The organism is Phyllobacterium myrsinacearum, from assembly GCF_014138285.1.
In the GTDB taxonomy this organism is placed as follows: domain Bacteria; phylum Pseudomonadota; class Alphaproteobacteria; order Rhizobiales; family Rhizobiaceae; genus Phyllobacterium; species Phyllobacterium myrsinacearum_A.
Genome location: NZ_JACGXN010000001.1, coordinates 607,223 through 624,650, shown reverse-complemented (window position 1 = coordinate 624,650; position 17,428 = coordinate 607,223). Strand labels below are relative to the sequence as shown.

At 56.6% G+C, this 17,428-nt stretch carries 19 protein-coding genes; 15 read left to right on the top strand and 4 right to left on the bottom strand.

Annotated features, from left to right (window positions below; translation table 11 throughout):
- The first annotated feature begins 20 nt into the window (after positions 1–20).
- Positions 21–611, top strand: coding sequence for a 2'-5' RNA ligase family protein (locus tag FHW16_RS03165; protein ID WP_182547694.1), 591 nt, complete (start codon positions 21–23; stop codon positions 609–611).
- A gap of 6 nt (positions 612–617) precedes the next feature.
- Here FHW16_RS03165 and FHW16_RS03160 read toward each other — a convergent pair whose 3' ends face one another.
- Positions 618–1,610, bottom strand: coding sequence for a PLP-dependent cysteine synthase family protein (locus tag FHW16_RS03160; protein ID WP_246711613.1), 993 nt, complete (start codon positions 1,608–1,610; stop codon positions 618–620).
- A gap of 31 nt (positions 1,611–1,641) precedes the next feature.
- On the opposite strand from FHW16_RS03160, the gene FHW16_RS03155 reads away from it, so the two are divergent.
- From FHW16_RS03155 to sbmA, 4 genes are all read left to right on the top strand, one after another.
- Positions 1,642–2,109, top strand: a complete 468-nt coding sequence (locus tag FHW16_RS03155; protein ID WP_182547693.1) for a MarR family winged helix-turn-helix transcriptional regulator — start codon at positions 1,642–1,644, stop codon at positions 2,107–2,109.
- Between the two features lie 328 nt (positions 2,110–2,437).
- Positions 2,438–3,028 (top strand): class I SAM-dependent methyltransferase, encoded by a 591-nt coding sequence (locus tag FHW16_RS03150; RefSeq protein ID WP_182547692.1) that lies wholly within the window; start codon positions 2,438–2,440, stop codon positions 3,026–3,028.
- Positions 3,029–3,139: 111 nt separating this feature from the next.
- On the top strand, positions 3,140–4,291 hold the full coding sequence (locus FHW16_RS03145) for a YbfB/YjiJ family MFS transporter (RefSeq protein ID WP_182547691.1): 1,152 nt from the start codon (positions 3,140–3,142) through the stop codon (positions 4,289–4,291).
- Between the two features lie 107 nt (positions 4,292–4,398).
- On the top strand, positions 4,399–5,649 hold the full coding sequence (gene sbmA, locus FHW16_RS03140; protein ID WP_182547690.1) for a peptide antibiotic transporter SbmA: 1,251 nt from the start codon (positions 4,399–4,401) through the stop codon (positions 5,647–5,649).
- Between the two features lie 20 nt (positions 5,650–5,669).
- Here sbmA and FHW16_RS03135 read toward each other — a convergent pair whose 3' ends face one another.
- A complete protein-coding gene (locus FHW16_RS03135; RefSeq protein ID WP_246711612.1) occupies positions 5,670–6,710 on the bottom strand; it encodes a polysaccharide deacetylase family protein in 1,041 nt (346 codons plus the stop codon).
- Positions 6,711–6,857: 147 nt separating this feature from the next.
- Here FHW16_RS03135 and FHW16_RS03130 point away from each other — a divergent pair, with 147 nt between their 5' ends.
- The 9 genes from FHW16_RS03130 to FHW16_RS03090 all read left to right on the top strand — a co-directional run bounded on the left by FHW16_RS03130 (position 6,858) and on the right by FHW16_RS03090 (position 14,478).
- Entirely contained in the window at positions 6,858–7,439 is a 582-nt protein-coding gene (locus FHW16_RS03130) for an NnrU family protein (protein WP_182547689.1), read from the top strand.
- Between the two features lie 155 nt (positions 7,440–7,594).
- Entirely contained in the window at positions 7,595–8,275 is a 681-nt protein-coding gene (locus tag FHW16_RS03125) for a tetratricopeptide repeat protein (RefSeq protein ID WP_182547688.1), read from the top strand.
- 17 nt (positions 8,276–8,292) lie between these two features.
- Positions 8,293–9,765 carry a ribosome biogenesis GTPase Der gene (der, locus tag FHW16_RS03120; RefSeq protein ID WP_182547687.1) on the top strand — a complete coding sequence of 491 codons (1,473 nt, stop codon included), beginning with the start codon at positions 8,293–8,295 and terminating at the stop codon, positions 9,763–9,765.
- A 336-nt stretch (positions 9,766–10,101) separates the two neighbouring features.
- The gene (locus FHW16_RS03115; protein WP_182548898.1) at positions 10,102–11,160 is read left to right on the top strand and encodes a cell wall hydrolase; all 1,059 of its coding nucleotides are present in this window, start codon (positions 10,102–10,104) and stop codon (positions 11,158–11,160) included.
- A 608-nt stretch (positions 11,161–11,768) separates the two neighbouring features.
- Complete coding sequence (locus FHW16_RS03110; protein ID WP_246711611.1) at positions 11,769–12,179, top strand: AtpZ/AtpI family protein; 411 nt, start codon at positions 11,769–11,771, stop codon at positions 12,177–12,179.
- 35 nt (positions 12,180–12,214) lie between these two features.
- A complete protein-coding gene (locus tag FHW16_RS03105) occupies positions 12,215–12,967 on the top strand; it encodes a F0F1 ATP synthase subunit A (RefSeq protein WP_182547685.1) in 753 nt (250 codons plus the stop codon).
- A gap of 72 nt (positions 12,968–13,039) precedes the next feature.
- The gene (locus FHW16_RS03100) at positions 13,040–13,267 is read left to right on the top strand and encodes a F0F1 ATP synthase subunit C (protein ID WP_008125314.1); all 228 of its coding nucleotides are present in this window, start codon (positions 13,040–13,042) and stop codon (positions 13,265–13,267) included.
- Between the two features lie 93 nt (positions 13,268–13,360).
- Entirely contained in the window at positions 13,361–13,987 is a 627-nt protein-coding gene (locus FHW16_RS03095) for a F0F1 ATP synthase subunit B (protein WP_182547684.1), read from the top strand.
- An 11-nt stretch (positions 13,988–13,998) separates the two neighbouring features.
- Complete coding sequence (locus FHW16_RS03090) at positions 13,999–14,478, top strand: F0F1 ATP synthase subunit B (RefSeq protein ID WP_182547683.1); 480 nt, start codon at positions 13,999–14,001, stop codon at positions 14,476–14,478.
- Between the two features lie 344 nt (positions 14,479–14,822).
- On the opposite strand, the gene FHW16_RS03085 is transcribed toward FHW16_RS03090, so the two are convergent.
- Positions 14,823–15,482 (bottom strand): ribonuclease HII, encoded by a 660-nt coding sequence (locus FHW16_RS03085; protein ID WP_182547682.1) that lies wholly within the window; start codon positions 15,480–15,482, stop codon positions 14,823–14,825.
- 137 nt (positions 15,483–15,619) lie between these two features.
- Entirely contained in the window at positions 15,620–16,771 is a 1,152-nt protein-coding gene (locus FHW16_RS03080; RefSeq protein ID WP_182547681.1) for a PA0069 family radical SAM protein, read from the bottom strand.
- Between the two features lie 149 nt (positions 16,772–16,920).
- Between FHW16_RS03080 and FHW16_RS03075 the strand changes: the two genes are divergently transcribed.
- Positions 16,921–17,427: a glycosyltransferase gene (locus tag FHW16_RS03075; RefSeq protein WP_182547680.1), complete on the top strand. Its 507-nt coding sequence runs from the start codon at positions 16,921–16,923 to the stop codon at positions 17,425–17,427.
- Position 17,428: the final 1 nt, after the last annotated feature.

Below are 17,428 nucleotides of genomic sequence, written 5' to 3'. Positions count from 1 at the left end.
TGCATTTCGGGAGGTCAGCCATGCAGGGCGAATTGAATCTTGGAGACAATTGGCAAAACCGGCCCAAACGGCCGGTTTTGCAGGAACGGCTGTTCCTCGGTATCCTTCTCGATTCCGATATGCAGGGCGTTGTCGATGCATGCAGGACGGGCATGATCAACGATCATCGTTTGACGCGAAAGAGCCTTATCGGGTCTTCCCGTTTTCATATTTCGCTGCACCACCTGGGGGATCATAAGCGCCTTCGAAGCTCTGTCCTTTTCGCGGCAAAGCGCGCCGGGACAGCCGTGTCCATCCCTCCGTTTGAAATAACATTCCGTTCAGCCAAGAGTTTTGAAGGTGGTCAGCCGGGCCGGAAGCCACTGGTGCTGATCGGCGAAGGTGAGGGGCTGACCCGGCTCCATACAATTCTCGGCGCTTGCCTGATGCGCAATGGTCTGCCGGGTATACGCGGTACATTCACCCCGCACCTGACGCTTCTCTACAGCTCCAAAACAGTCAGTGAACAGCCCATCGAGCCGATCCGTTTTACAGTGAAGGATTTCGTCTTGATCCACAGCAGGCTCCGGCTCTCCGAATACAGGATCTTGCAACGCTGGACGTTGCATTGAGCCGTTTTATTTCTTGCTCAGATATTTCATGCCCGTATCGCACATGATCGTGACGATGGTGGTGCCGGGTCCCAGTGTGCCTGCCAGTCGCAGCGCGGCAACCACGTTGGCTCCCGTGGATGTTCCGGCAAATAGGCCTTCCTCGCGGGCAAGCCGCATCGCCATGGCACTGGCTTCTTCCGTCGACACGCGTTCTAGGCCATCGGCCATATCGTCCTGCCAGAGCGGAACCACATAACCCGCGCCTATCCCGTCGATTTTATGGGCACCTGTCTTGCCGCCCGACAAAACAGGCGACTCCGCGGGTTCCACGGCAATGACGCGAATCTGATTATTGTATTGCCGCAGGGCTTCACCGGTTCCCCTCAAGGAAGCGGCCGTGCCGACACTTTGCACAAAGCCGTCAATGCGCCCGTTTGTCTGGGCCCATATCTCCCTTGCCATGGCGTGATAGGCGGCCAACTGGTCCCTGTTCTTCATCTGGTCGGTCCAGAAACTGCCCGGGGTATCTTCATTGATGATGCGTGCCGCTTCGATCATGTCGCGCGTCAGTTTCTCGGTCATGCGCCCGCTGTCGCTTGGTATGATCTGCAGTCTGGCACCGAGAATCCTCATGTGCTCCAGCTTTTCCCGCGCAAAGGCATCCGAGGTGACGATCTGCAGCGGATATCCCTTGACCGCGCAGACAAGCGCCAGCGAAACGCCCGTGCTGCCACCCGTATATTCCACAACCGAGCCATCGGCTTTAAGGCGTCCGTCCGCTTCCGCCGCCTCGATCATGGCAAGTGCCATCCGGTCCTTCATGCTGCCGGTCGGGTTTTCGCTTTCAAGTTTCAGCAGAATACGGGAGCCGTTGGCGGGTCGGATGTTCCGCAAGCCCAGCAGGGTGGTGTTGCCTATCGCGTCGAGGATCGTCCGCTGCACCGCACTCATGTCATAATACTCCGCTTCACGCATCATCCCGATTTTGATCGCCGGGCCGCAAAAATCAATTTCCATGTAGATACATGTTATGTATATGCATATATTGATGAGCATGATGAAACAACCGAAAAAAACGTTGCGGACGGACGCCCTTGCGCTGGTTGAGAGCTGTCCGGGCTGGAACAGCCGCCTGACCGCACGCCGTATCACCAGTTTTCTGGACCATGAGATGGCAGGGCTTGGCCTGACATCGGCGCAGGTCGGTCTGATGGCGCAGATTGCTTCCCTTGCTGACGATACGCTGGGCGCGCTGGCGCAGCGCAGCGGGTTGGAGCAATCCACCTTGTCGCGCAATTTGCGCACGCTGGAGCGCTGGCAACTCATTGAAATCACCATGGTGGAAACCGATCTGCGGCGGCGTGCGGTGTGGTTGACAGAGACGGGCGCGCGCCGCCTAGAGGCCGCCATACCCATTTGGCGCGAAGCGCAGGCAAAGCTGGCGCAATTGCTGTCTCCGGATAGTGTTCAGCAACTGGCGCGCCACACAGAAACACTTCGATCGGCCAAAGACTGAGGCTACGCGATGGGGCGGCCCGGTGACGCTGCATCGTTGAACCGTCTTCACCTGCGGAACGCGGTATGGGCTCTCGCTTTAATCTTGTGCAGGAGGCCGTGCAATTGCGTCAGGGGCAGGTTATGGTAAAGTAGACACCGGGTGGTGGCGCCTGTTGCGCTGTAAAATTCGCTCCCACATCTCTTGTGTCATAATTTTCCGCCAATATTCCAAAGTCCTGTTTATGTCATTTGCTGTGGGTATTTTTGTCGCAGATGGCCATCGCAATCTTCCCACAATATTGGCGCGCCATAAGCATATTGCATAAAAATGTTGGAGCATGATCTTTATGACAACGGGTAGCGTATGGACTTTCATGCGGGCATTGCTGAGCGATCCGTTTCGCGTCAGCGCGATTGCTCCATCGGGAGCCGCCCTTGCGCGACTGATCACCAGCGAAATCACCTCTGCCTCCGGGCCGGTTCTTGAATTGGGACCCGGCACCGGCGTTTTCACCGATGCGCTGCTTGCCCGTGGTGTTCGTCCCAAGGATCTGACGCTGATTGAATACGGTGCGGAGTTCGCGCGGTTGCTGCAATCGCGTTTTCCCGGCATGCGCATCCTGCAGATGGATGCAGCGCAGCTCGACTTGCATGAGTTTTATGACATTCAGCCTGCCGGTGCCGTTGTCAGTGGTTTGCCGCTTCTCAGCATGACACAGGAGAAGGTGGCTGCGATCCTTGGCGGTGCATTCAGCAATCTGCGTCCTGAAGGGGCTTATTATCAGTTCACCTATGGCTTCCGCTGCCCGATACCGAAGCCCGTGCTCGACCAGTTGGAGCTTGATGCGGTTTGCATCGGGCGGGCTTTCCGCAACCTTCCCCCTGCTGCTGTCTACCGGGTCACCCGGCGCGGTGTTGCCACGCCCGTGACCATCTGAAGCTCCCGGCAATTTTGGTAGGGCATGGGTGCGGTGATCAATCACCAATCATGACAGGTTCATCAATTTTATTGTCTTGTCATGCTGCATTGCAGCGATAATGTCCGCGGCATGACATCATCAGCCAATTCTCCCGTTCGCTTTGCCCTTGGCGGGCTCGTCACCATGGCGGTGGCGATGGGCATAGGGCGGTTTATTTTTACCCCGATTCTGCCTGCGATGATGACAGATCTGGGCCTGACACCGGGTGATGCCGGTATCATCGCATCCGCCAATTATGTCGGGTATCTCATTGGAGCAATCATTGCGGGCTATGGCTGGGCCTCGGGCATAGAGCGCCCTGTGGTGATTGTCTCTCTGGCCGCCAGTGCCGCGCTTTGCCTGGCCATGAGCCTGAGCGACAGCATCCTGGTTTTTTCCATCCTGCGCTTTCTCGCCGGTGTGGCCAGTGCATTCATGCTGGTGCTTGCCGCAACCATCGTCTTCAGCCACCTTGCCGTGGCCAAGCGGCACGATTTGCAGGCCATGCATTTTGGTGGTGTCGGTGCAGGTATTGCGCTCTCCTCCGTGCTGGTCGCGGCGAGTGCAGCCAGCGGTTTTGGTTGGCGGCAGGACTGGATCGGCGCAGCCGTCCTCTCCGTTCTCGGCCTGCTTGCCGTAGTGTGGCTGTTGCGTGAAGGACCGGTGCGTACCGGCGCTGACACTAAGGAACCGCCCGTGCGCTGGACGCCGGATTTCCTGAAGATCAACATTGCCTACGGGGTTTTCGGTTTCGGCTACATCATCACGGCCACGTTCATCATCGCTATTGTCCGCTCAAGCAATGGCGGTGCTTCGATGGAGGCACTGGTCTGGTTTGTCACCGGCGTGGCGGCAGCCTTCTCCGTGTGGCTGTGGGCGCCGCTGCTGCGCCGTGTCGGCCCTTTTGCAGTCGTTGCCCTTGGTATGCTCGTGCAGGCAGCGGGCGTTGCCGCAAGCGTGCTTCTGCCGCCGCCCGTGGGACCGATCCTCGGCGGCATCCTGCTGGGGCTGACCTTCATCGTCATCACCGCATCGGGCTTTCAGGCAGGCCGGGCACTTCTGCCACAATCGCCGCGCCGGGTCATGGCTGTCATGACCGCCGCTTTCGGTATCGGCCAGATCATCGGGCCCCTTGTAGGCGGTTATCTTGCCAATATCACCGGCAACTTTACCGCAGCGACGCTCGCCGCCGCCGCCAGCCTCGTCATTGGCGCAGGTTTCGCGTTTCTTTCCAGACGTTGAATATTACAGCAATTTAATTGCTGCCATACAACCTTTGCCCTATTCGTGGTGATAGGCTCACATCAAATCAACCCCGATTTGTGTGTTTATGCGAGGGTCCAGCTACCGTGTTTGTCTCATTCTTTCCCAAGCCAAAGTTGTTTTTTACATCAGCAGCGCTTTGGGCGCTTTTCGCGGTCTTGTTATGGTACTTTGGCGGACGGGACTTCGGGGGGCATTTCGGGTTACCTCCTGCAGCCCCTGATGCCGCTCCCATCATTGGTATTGCTCTTTTTGCATCCAAGCCATTTCTTTGGTTCTATGTATATTATGCGGTTGTGGTTCTGGCATTTTATGCTTTTTGGACATGGTACAGGCCTCATCCGTGGCAACATTGGTCTGTTCTGGGCTCTGCGGTCATTATTTTTGCTACCTATTTTTCCGTCCAGGTCAGCGTTGCTTTCAACGCGTGGTACGGCCCCTATTACGACCTTATTCAAGCGGCGCTCGCCAAAACTGCGCCTGTGACTGCTCAGCAGCTGTATCTTGGGCTTGTCGATATTTCAGGGATTGCCTTTGTTGCGGTGACAATAGGCGCAGTAAACGCCTTTTTTATAAGCCATTATGTCTTCCGCTGGCGAACTGCAATGAACACATTTTATATGGAACACTGGGAAAAACTGCGGCACATCGAGGGTGCATCCCAGCGTGTTCAGGACGATACGATGCGCTTTTCCACGACTGTCGAAACCCTCGGGGTCAGTCTGGTGCGGTCATTGATGACGTTGATCGCCTTCCTGCCCATTTTGTTTGCCCTCTCCAAAGAAGTCACGGAATTGCCGGTTTTTGGCGAAGTGCCGTACGCCCTTGTCGTTGCGGCGGTGGGTTGGTCAATCTTTGGAACTGTCTTTCTGGCAGTCGCAGGTTATAAATTGCCTGGACTGGAATTCAGAAACCAGCGCGTTGAAGCCGCCTACCGTAAAGAACTGGTTTACGGTGAGGATCATGCGGATCGGGCTCAGCCCGTAACCGTTGCAGAATTGTTTTCCAACGTGAGAAAAAACTACTTCCGTCTGTACTTCCATTATCTCTACTTCAACGTGGCCCGCATTTTCTACCTGCAGGCGGACAACATTGTTTCGACGCTGATTCTCATTCCGTCGATTGCAGCTGGTAAGCTCACCCTCGGATTAATGACTCAGATACAGAACGTTTTTGGACAAGTGAGCGAATCGTTTCAATATCTCGTCAATTCCTGGTCAACGATCGTAACTCTGATTTCGATCTACAAACGTCTGCGGGCCTTTGAAGCCGTGATCTACGACGAGCCGCTGCCGACAATCGATCAGCATTTTCTTGAAACACAGACTGAACATTGATTGGAGGGAGCTGGCGGCGGTCAGATACCGCTGCCCGGGACCTTGCGGCTGACAGCCGGGACGACAGCAACCGGCGCTTCGGCGCCGGTCTGCCTGAGATAATCACTGTATGTCGTGCAGCGCACATCCGGCTTCGTGCATACTTCAGCGGTAAAGCGTTCGAGCGCCCGCCAATAGGCGTCGCCATTCATCAGCGTGAAGTGAATACCGATCTGAAAGGGGATGCGCTCCCCTTTATACTGCCGGTCAAAGGCGCCCTTGAAGGCGTCATAGGCACGGTTTTCAAACTCGTTGAGATGATCCGCCCGCTCGAAGCCGCCGGAATGGCGCACGAACATGTTGTAGTCCATCGCCACAACCGGGCGGTGTTCCGGGCCTTCACTGATGGTCGGTAGGGCGAACTGGTAGAGCCCGCCCGCATGGACGGGCAGGGCCGGACCCTTGGAAACGCTGCTGGCGTCAAAAGCGTAGCCCATATCTTTCAATGCCGAGAGCAGGGCGGGGCTGCTGGAAAGGTAAGGCGCGCGGAAACCGCGCACTTCCTTATCAACGAATGCCTTCCAGCCTTCTGGCTCCGGATCGCTGCCATATTTTGCCCAGGCCGTGCTCAACACTTGCTTGTAGGTGGTAAACTCGCGCTCCCAGTCTGCTTTGGTCCATGTCCGCCCATCGAAGTGGCCGCAGGCGTGGCTTGCTATTTCATTGCCCTCGTTGCGCGCGCGCCAGATATTGTCGAGCCGTTTGGCAATGTCATCCTTTGATGCGGCGTAGCCGATATTGGAGCGGCCGAAGGATTGGCCCGGCGCCTGATAGGCTTTGCGGTCGGCGCGGTCGATCAGAAATACGCAGGAAAGAAAATAGGTGAACTTGGCGTTGGAGCGTTCTGCCAGGGCCCGGCTGCGTTCCCACAGGGCATTGCTGCCTGAGTTGTCGAAGGAGATCAACACATACTGCGGTTTGCCGCCGGTCGTGCCGCGCAGGTCCGTATCATCACGCGCATAAGCGGGCACGCATGCCGAAAGGGCAAGGGACGCAGTCAGGACTCGGGAAATCAGACGCATATGCAGGCACAACACAACCAGTGGGAGAGATAATTCTCGCTACAGGTGAATTGTGGCGATCATCGGACGCGTCGATCCACCGCAAGCGTATGTCTTGGAACTGTTCTAAAGTCGCTATAGGCTGCAATCACATGGGGGAAACCGGTCATGCTGGTGCTGATTCTGGGTATTGTTGTCTTTCTGGGAATTCATTCGGTTCGCATCGTCGCGCCGCGCTGGCGATTGGCCAAAATAGCCAGCTGGGGCGAGGGCAAGTGGAAAGGCTTCTATTCGCTTATTTCCTTTGTCGGCCTGGCGCTGATTATTTGGGGATATGTGCTGGCGCGGCCCTACGCGCTGTTCATCTATGAACCACCAGTCTGGATGAAACATATCACGCTTCTCCTGATGCTGTTTTCGTTCATCTCGCTGATGATCGCCAATTTCAAGCCCGGAAAACTGAAACCTGTCCTCAAGCATCCCATGCTGATTGCTGTGAAAATCTGGGCGCTGGCCCATCTTCTGGCCAATGGGGATCTGGCGTCGCTGATCCTGTTTCTCTCGTTTCTTGCCTGGGCTGTGGTCGACCGCATTGCCATCAAACGGCAGGAGCGGGCCGGCCTTGCGCAAACAGTGATCGTGCCGGGCCCGGTCTCGAATGACATCATGGCCATCGTTGCCGGTGTGGTGCTCTATGTGCTCTTCGTCTGGAAGCTGCACGCCTGGCTGATCGGTGTTTCGCCGATTTAAAGCTGCCGTCAGGGTCTATTTTTAACTTGGCCCTTACATCCCGCAGATTTTCCGACTAAAAGCCCTTTAACTCTGTGCGCGCGGAGCGGTTCTGGCTGCCTCGCGTACTCTATTTCATTTAAGGCACGCCCCTGAAGGGGCACCGATGAGGCACTATGACTGACGACGGCTTTTTTCGTGAGGTAAATGAGGAACTCCGCTCCGACAAGATGCGGGCGTTTTGGAAGCGTTTTGGTGGTCTGCTGATTGGCGCGGCTGTTGCGCTGGTCGTTGGTACAGGCGTCTTTGCCTTCTATGAATACTGGACCGAAAAACAGGCATCAAAATCCGGTGACCAGTTTCTCGCCGCACTCAATCTTGTTCGTGATGGCAAGAATGATGAAGCGCTGAAGACGCTGGATGAGCTGGAAAAGACCGGTTATGGCGCCTATCCAGTGCTGGCCCGCATGCGCGCGGCCGGTGTTCAGGCGCAGAAGGGCGATCCGGCGGCGGCCGTGGCGGCCTTTGACAAGGTCGCTGCCGATGCTTCGGTTCCCCAGTCCATTCGCGATCTGGCAAAGCTGCGCGCAGCCTTGCTGCTTCTCGATACGGGCTCCTATGATGATGTTGCCAGCCGCGTCGAATCCCTTTCATCCGACAGCAACCCCATGCGCCATTCCGCGCGCGAGGCCCTTGGCCTTGCTGCCTGGAAGGCCGATCGTGGCGCTGATGCGGAAAAGCTGTTCAAGCAGATTTCCGATGATCAGGCTGCTCCCGCCAATATTCGCCAGTTTGCCGACACGATGCTCGACATGCTTCGCAGCACTGGCGCAGCACCCGCTGCTGCAGCCGGTTAACACAGGAATTTGAGTCTTTGAGTTTCACCCTTGCCATTATCGGCCGTCCGAATGTCGGTAAGTCCACCCTGTTCAACCGGCTTGTCGGCCGCAAGATCGCGCTGGTGGACGATCTGCCGGGCGTTACGCGCGACCGGCGCGTCCATGCCGCCAAGCTTTATGATCTGAAGTTCGATGTCATCGATACCGCAGGTCTGGAGGAAGTGCCCAGTGATTCGCTGGAAGGCCGCATGCGCGCGCAGACAGAGCTGGCGATTGGCGAGGCCGATCTCATTCTGTTTCTCGTTGATGCAAAGGCCGGTATCACACCGGCCGATGTGACATTCGCCGATCTCGTGCGCCGTTCGGGCAAGCCGGTTATTCTGGTAGCCAACAAGGCCGAGGCACGGGGTGCCGAATCCGGCATGTACGATTCGTATCAGCTGGGTCTTGGCGAACCATGCCCGATCTCCGCCGAACACGGACAGGGTTTCCCTGATCTGCGTGATGTGATCGTCGGCGTGATGGGTGAAGAACGGGTTTTCCCGGATGAGTACGAGACGAACGATCCTCTCAGCGATGCGGTGGCAGTTACCATACCTGCGGTTGCGGGTCCGAAGGAAGATCTGATCGGTGACGATATCGACGATCCGGATGCCGAAGACATTCCGGAATACGATTCCAGCAAGCCATTGCGCATTGCCATTGTCGGGCGCCCGAACGCCGGTAAATCGACATTGGTCAACACGATGCTGGGCGAAGATCGCCTGCTGACAGGACCGGAAGCAGGCATCACGCGCGATTCCATTTCCGTCGATTGGGAGTGGAAGGGCCGTCAGATCAAGCTGTTCGATACAGCTGGGCTGCGCCGTAAATCCCGTGTCCAAGGTAAACTTGAAAAGCTCTCCGTTGGCGATGCGCTGCGTGCCATTCGTTTTGCCGAAGTGGTCATTATCGTGCTTGATGCGACGATCCCCTTCGAAAAGCAGGATTTGCAGATCGCCGATCTGATCGTACGCGAAGGCCGCGCACCGATCATCGCCTTCAACAAGTGGGATCTGGTCGAAAACCGCCAGATGGTTCTGGCTGATCTGCGCGAAAAGACTGAACGGCTACTACCGCAGATTCGCGGTATCCGTGCTGTCCCGATTTCAGGCGAACGCAACGAGGGCATCGACAAACTGATGGCTGCTGTTGCCACGACGGACGAGATATGGAACCGCCGTATCTCCACCGGTCGCCTCAACCGCTGGATGACAGGCGTGACGACCCATCACCCGCCGCCCGCCGTTGCCGGTCGCCGTCTCAAGATCAAGTACATCACGCAGGTGAAGACCCGGCCTCCGGGCTTTGTTATCTCCTGTTCGCGGCCTGAAGCGTTCCCGACATCCTATGTCCGCTATTTGACAAATGGTCTGCGTGAGACATTTGACATGCCGGGAGTTCCACTGCGGGTGGTTCTGCGCACATCGGACAATCCGTTTGCCGGACGCGCAAAAAAGAAGCGCTAAAGGCTTTCTGTAGGATCGGGAGCACGTACTTTCCGTTTACACAACTCCTCTCTCCTTCATCGTCGGGTCAAGACCGAGGATGAAGGAGAGAGGACGCCTTACTGATGCCTCTTCTTCACTTTCTCCCTGGCCTGTTAACTCTCCATCAAGGTTAATGCTTCATTTTTGCAGCCAGTATTGTTCGGTTGTGAATGGGGTATCGGCGTGCGTTTCTTTGAGTTTTTTCGGGCATCGAAGCCTCGGCAAAAGAATCGGACAAACAGGAATTTTATCGGTCCGGTGGTCATCGGCACGGCGATTTACCTGTTCTCGCCGACTGTCATTGCCTATCAGGACATGGCCAGCATGCTGTCCGGCGTTGAATCGGGTAAGGGCCGGTGGAGTGCCTATCTGGAAAACTCACCTGCCGGTTCCATCCAGAAGGCCAATATGAGCTTTGTCGATGACAGAGCCATCACCTCGAGCATTCCGGCCGGCGGTATCGATGTGCCCGGCATTGGTCCGGTCGTCGTTAACGGCACCCAGAAATCTCCCGGTGCAACGCCTGACGAAGACCGCATCAATCGTGCCGAAAAGCAGGGGCGTATCGTCACCATCAGCAAGAAAGCCCCGCCAAAGGCATTCAGCGCCGGTTCGATTCTGCAACGCTCAAGCATGCTGATCCGTCCCACCCATGGCGTTGAAGTCGAAATGGCCTTCGCCAAGCCGAAGATTGCCGGGAAGGAAATCCAGATTGCTCTGGCTTTCCATAACCGTGCTCCGGCCAAGACCGATCCGCAGGTCTCGCCCATGCTGGCAAGCCTGATCACCAGCAATACGCCGGATGTTCTCGCGCTGGGTTATGCGCCGGCCGAACCCGACTATGCCAAAACCTCACCCTTCGATAACATTCTCAACGAACCAAAGCAGCCCGGCCGGTTCATTCCGCAACTGGGCGCGGGCGATCACGCCTGGCTGGCATCACCGCTTCCCCCTGTTGTCTTCACCAAGGAAGAACAGAAATGCCTGGCGACAGGCATTTATTTTGAGGCAAGAAGCGAAAGTCTGAAGGGGCAGGCCGCCGTTGCGCAGGTTATTCTCAACCGTGTGCGCAATCCGGCCTATCCGAAGACCATCTGCGGCGTGGTTTACCAGAACAATGACTGGATCAACCGCTGCCAGTTCTCCTTTGCCTGTGAGGGCCGCAAGCTGGTGGTGACCGAGCCGAAATACTGGAAAATGGCACAGGAAATCGCCATGGCTGTAACGGCCGGGCGTATCTTCCTGCCTGAGGTCGGCTCCGCCACCCATTATCACGCTGTCTATGTCCGGCCAAACTGGGCGCACACCATGAAACGCGTCGACAAGATCGGCCAGCATGTTTTCTACCGCACCTATGGCGGTGGTTGGATTTGATGCCACTTGGAAGCTCAGCAACAGCTCGTCCGGGTTCTTTTCAATATCAGGGTGATGCTAAGTGGTAGTTTCTACACAGATCACCTCCAAGTTTGAGAGCAAGGCCCTTGCCCCTTGCATGATCTGAAAATCAGAATGATTTTCGAAAAGATCACGCAAGCTGTAAGTTTTGCAGCGTCCTTTACGCGCCCATGGCGCGCGGCGCTGCATGTCGGGCGGCCATCGTCCCGATACACCGGCTGGCTCGGTGTTTTCTGCTTCACTCTCAAAACTTCATGTTTATTCACTCAGCATCATTTATTGTTTGGTTCGCTTTCTGCCGCAAGAAACGCAGGGTTGCGTCATGGCCCAATGGACCATCGAAAGCTGTGTTGCGATGGCGCTGGAAAGTGTCTGAACCGTTGTCTCATCCACAGGATTCGCGGGAGATTCTTGCCCTCAGAGGTGAGACATAAAGTCATATTTACCTAAGGTATTGAAATTTCCCGCGAAAATTACCTTTGAGACTCCTGCTTCTGCGCCTTGACTAGCGCGGATCGTAACAATATGTTGCGCGCGACTTCGAAGCGGGGGTGAAGCCCTGCATTCAGCGTGTAAAGGACATGCCATTGGCCACGGGGAACGAACCCGATCAGTCAGGTTCTGTCGGTAATACGCCGGATGCTGGAAAGCCGCTGACTTCAGTCGAACTGGAGAATCGCCGGCGCGATCTTGAGGCAAAGCTTGCTTCAAAAGGTGTCGGCATGAAGACCAGTTCGAAAGACGAGGGGACGGGGACCGCCTCCGGTGTCGCGCAGGCCATGAAATTGTCGAGCGAGTTTATCGCAGGCGTTCTGGTTGGTGCGGGGTTGGGCTGGTTAGCTGACCGATTTTTGGGCACTTCACCCTGGGGGCTGATCATTCTGCTCCTTTTGGGTTTTTGTGCTGGAACGCTGAACATTCTGCGCTCTGCAGGACGTGTGGCGGAGAACCGCGGGTTTGAGCTCGACAAGAGCCAGGACCGTGAGAAACCGGAATAAGCCTGCGGGCATGGAACGATATAGACGAGGTTAGCGTGGCCAACGATCCGATCCATCAATTCCAGATTGCTCGATGGATTCCCATTGATGTCGGTGGAATTGACTTGTCCTTCACCAATTCGTCAGCCTTCATGGTTGCCACGGTTGCTGTCGCATCGGCGTTTCTTTACCTGACTTCCTCCAATCGCGGTCTGATTCCGACACGTCTGCAGTCAGTTTCGGAAATGGCCTATGAATTCGTGGCGTCCACGCTGCGTGATTCGGCCGGTACCGCCGGGATGAAGTTCTTTCCGTTCGTTTTCTCGCTCTTCATGTTCGTGCTTGTGGCCAATATGCTCGGCATGTTCCCTTATTTCTATACGATTACCAGCCAGATCATCGTGACGTTCGCCCTGGCGATCCTCGTTATCGGTACGGTTCTCGTCTATGGTTTCGCCAAGCACGGCTTCAAGTTTCTTGGCGTCTTCGTGCCGTCAGGCGTGCCGGCTCCGCTGCTGCTTCTTGTGGTGCCGATCGAAATCATTTCCTTCCTTTCCCGCCCGATCAGCCTTTCAGTTCGTCTTTTCGCCAACATGCTTGCTGGCCACATCACACTGAAAGTATTTGCGGGTTTCGTGGTGTCGCTGGGCAGTTTGGGTGCGGTCGGTATCGGCGGCGCAATCCTTCCGCTCGCCATGACGGTCGCTCTGACCGGTCTCGAATTTCTGGTGGCTTTCCTGCAGGCCTACGTCTTCACCGTGCTGACATGCATGTACCTGAACGACGCAGTGCATCCTGGCGGTCACTAAGAAAGAATTTCGCCGGCGGGCCTCCGCCAAACGTAATCTACCAATAACCTATTCTATCCAAAGGAGTTTAACATGGATCCCGTAGCAGCAAAGTACATCGGTGCAGGCCTCGCTTGTTTTGGTATGGCCGGAACGGCCCTCGGCCTCGGCAACATTTTCGGTAGCTACCTCTCCGGTGCATTGCGCAATCCATCCGCAGCTGATGGCCAGTTCGGCCGTCTGGTATTCGGCTTCGCCGTTACTGAAGCTCTGGGCATCTTCTCGCTGCTCATCGCTCTTCTGCTTCTGTTCGCTGTTTAATCGGCAGACAGCTCATACTGGCTGCGCTCCGCGCGGCCAGTATAATAATTAAAGTCAGCAGATCGGGAAATGCCCGAACCAAGGGGACAACATATGTTTGTGTCTTCGGCTCAAGCCGCATCCACAACCGCTCAGAACGAGACACCTGCGCATGCCGAAACGGCTGCAACGGGTGCAGCGCCTGATGCTCACGGCACCGCGACCCACTCCGAAACCGGTGTGGCGCATAAAAGTGTTTTCCCGCCCTTTGACTCCAGCCACTTTGCTTCGCAGCTGCTTTGGCTGGCACTGACATTTGCATTTTTCTACCTGTTCCTGTCACGCGTGGTTCTGCCGCGCATCGGCGGCATCATCGAGACGCGCCGCGATCGCATCGCCACGGATCTCGATCAGGCTGCCCGCATGAAGCAGGAATCGGATGAGGCGCTGGCCGCCTATGAGCAGGAACTTGCTGAAGCCAAGCAAAAGGCTGGCAGCATCGCCCAGAAAGCCCGTGACGAATCCAAGGCCAAGGCTGACGCAGAAACTGCGGAAATTTCGGCTGCGCTGGAGAAGAAGCTGGCTGATGCCGAGGCAAGCATTGCGTCCATCAAGGACAAGGCAATGGCTGGTGTCGGCGCTATCGCCGAGGAAACAGCGACTGAAATCGTCAAGAAGATCATTGGTGGAACTGTCGACAAGGCAAGTGTTTCCGCCGCGGTCAAAGCTGTTCGCGGCTAAGGAGAACCATAATGGACGCAACATTTTGGGCCCTGGTTGGTCTGGTCATTTTCCTGGCGCTGATGGTTTATCTGAAGGTTCCCGGGGTTGTCGGCAAGTCGCTTGATGATCGTGCCCTGAAGATCCGCGATGAGTTGGAAGAAGCCCGCCGGCTGCGTGAAGAAGCACAGTCCTTGCTGGCCGAATATCAGCGCAAGCGTAAGGAAGCCGAGAAGGAAGCTGGCGAGATCGTTGCTGCGGCGCAGCGCGAAGCTCATGCCATTGTTGAGGAAACCAAGCAGAAGACCGAGGAATATGTTGCCCGCCGCAACAAGCTTGCCGAGCAGAAGATCGCCCAGGCCGAGACCGAGGCTGTCAACGAAGTCCGCGCTTCCGCTGTCGACATTGCTGTCGCTGCTGCAAGCCGTCTTTTGAAGGACAAGGTAGATGCCAAGACATCGGCTGACCTGTTCAAGTCTTCGCTCACTGAAGTGAAGTCACGCTTGAATTGATCGAAGGCGAATGACGTTTGAGATAGCCGCCGCGAGGCGGCTTTTTCTTTTGAGAATCGTTTCCCTCTCGGCAACCGCCACTTCAAGACGATTGCAAAGCCATCGCGCGTGGTTCGTGGTTCGTCCTTGGACAAGCTCAGGAAGCTCACCATGAGGGAGAGTGAGGATTGCGGGGAGTCAAGTTTTGCACTGTTGACGATTAGCTTGCAGCCCACCCATCTCCCTCATGGTGAGCTTCCTGAGCTTGTCCAAGGACGAACCACGCACAATGGCCCTGCCGTGGCTTAGGAGGGTGATACGCATACTATTTGAGGCATCGCCCGCACAGTTTGTCAGCTTTGCCCCTAAATTTCCCGGTTTTTCAACGGTGCGAAACTGAAGCGATGCAGGCCGACCACGGGCCCGTGGATTTCCATGGCATTGCGATGAAATTCCGTACCGTAGCCCGCATGGGTCTCAAGTCCATAAAGTGGATAGTGACGACCCGCCTGAGCCATCATGCGGTCGCGGCTGACCTTTGCCAGAATAGACGCTGCAGCAATGGAGACGGAGCGCTGATCGCCCTTGATCATGGCCGTGCCGGGGCAGGGAAGACCGCGTGGCACGTCCCGCCCGTCGATAAGCGCATGGGCTGGCAGAATTGATAGACCGCACGTGGCGCGGCGCATGGCCTCCAGTGCGGCTTTGAGAATGTCCGTCGCATCGATCGACGGAGCGGCGACACTTGCAATACCCGATGCAAGCGCCGTCTTCAAAATGATGTCGAAAAGCTCCTCGCGCTTCCTGGCCGTCAGGCGTTTGGAATCATCAAGGCCATCGGGAATCTTCCTGGGGTCCAGAATCACCGCCGCTGCGACAACCGGTCCTGCCAGCGGCCCCCGGCCTGCCTCGTCGATACCGACAACAAAGGGCACGCCGTCGCGCATAAGCCGGCGCTCCGTGGCAAAATCCGGTTTGCCAGGATCGAGAGGAAGAAGCAGAGAATCAGAACGTGATCGAGCCATGTTGCGACGAGACTCGCATTCGTTCTGATTCTCTGCAAGGCCCTGATGCTGATGGGGTAGGGCATCAGGGCTTCCGTCGAGGGGATGGGGGGCGCCCGACGGAGTTTCTCAAACGGGCCAGACACCCGTTGGGATATTTAAAACAGCGACAATTGTTCGCTTCCCGCCGTTGGTACGAACAGGTCCGTGCGCAGACGACGCTTGGCAAGATTGATACCGAGCCGCTTGGCCGCCATTTCAAAACGGCGCCCTATCTGCCAGGCATAGGGACCTTCTCCACGCATGCGTTTTCCCCATTCCGCATCGTAATCCTTGCCGCCGCGCATGGACCGCACGAGGGACAGAACATGGCGGTAACGATCCGGGTAATTGCGCAGGAGCCATTCCTTGAAGATCGGACTGACCTCGAGTGGCAGCCGCAGGAGCACGTAACCTGCTTCCCGGGTGCCCATCGCATAAATGCTGTCGAGAACACGCTCGATCTCGTGATCATTGAGACCCGGAATGATGGGCGCCACCAGGGCTCCCGTCGGAATGCCTGCATCGGAAAGGGCGCGCAGTGCCTGCAACCGCCGCGTCGGTGTCGAGGCCCGCGGTTCCATCGTCCGGGCAAGCTTGCCGTCCAGTGTCGTGACGGAAAGACAGACCTTGGCGAGACCTTTCTCGGCCATACGGGCGAGAATATCGATATCACGCATGACCAGTGCCGACTTGGTGACGATGCCAACCGGGTGCTGATGCTCTTCGAGCACCTGCAGGATGTCGCGCATGATGCGCCATTTCTTCTCGATGGGCTGGTAAGGATCCGTATTGGTGCCGATGGCAATGGTCTTGGCCGTATAGCCCGGCTTGGAGAGTTCACGGTCGAGCATCTTCGCAGCATCGGGTTTGGCGAACAGCTTTGATTCGAAATCAAGACCGGCGGACAGGCCCATATAGCTGTGTGTAGGCCGGGCAAAGCAATAGATGCAGCCGTGTTCGCAGCCGCGATAGGGATTGATCGAGCGGTCGAAGCCAACATCGGGAGAATCGTTGCGGGTGATGATGGTGCGCGGCTTCTCGATCTGCACTTCGGTCTTGAAGGCCGGTAAGTCCTCGATTGTTTCCCAGCCGTCATCAAAAACGTGGCGTGTTTCCGGCTCGAACCGTCCGGATGGATTCATGCCCGCGCCACGTCCACGGCGGCGTTCATGATCGATCCGCAGCCCGGCTTCCTCAACCAGCACATTGGCATGCTGCGCCCGGCCTTGCCCGAAGGCGGCCTTGTCCGCCTGCACCATGATGTTCATTGACATTCTCCTTGAGACCGGAGCGAAACTGAGTCGCTCATCACTGTCGCAACATGAATGTATTCCTAGCAAATTATTAGAACAAAGCAAGAACAATCTGATAAAAAAGTATGATGGAAATTTCAATAATAATACTATAACTGAAATGGATGATTTCTGTCCTGATTGAAACCCGAAATGCCGATGAACCCTTGGCTAGAACGCTCAGCGGACTGGTAGGCGGAGCTGTCGAAGGCGTGTTGAGCGACGTGATCGTGATCGATCAGGGCTCGACGGACCAGACCCACCGGGTGGCTGATGCCGCTGGGTGTATTTTCCTGCAGGATCAGACGTTGATTGATGGGCTGCGCCGCGCGCGCAGTGACTGGATTCTCTTCATCGAGCCGGGCGCACGATTGATCGATGGCTGGATCGACGCGGTTGCCGCCCATGTGGAACGGATACAGGGCCCGGCTTGTTTTACCCGCTCCCATGCGCACCGTCGGCCGTTCTTCGCGCGGGTTTTCTCGCCGGGCAATCCGCTGGCGGACGGGCTGCTGATTTCAAAGCGTCAGGCAATGGCTCTATCGGCTCCGGGCAAGAGCGCGTCGGATCTGGCGCGGGGGCTGGCCATGAAACGCCTGCGTGCGGAAATTATTCCCGGCGCGTTGAAGTAGG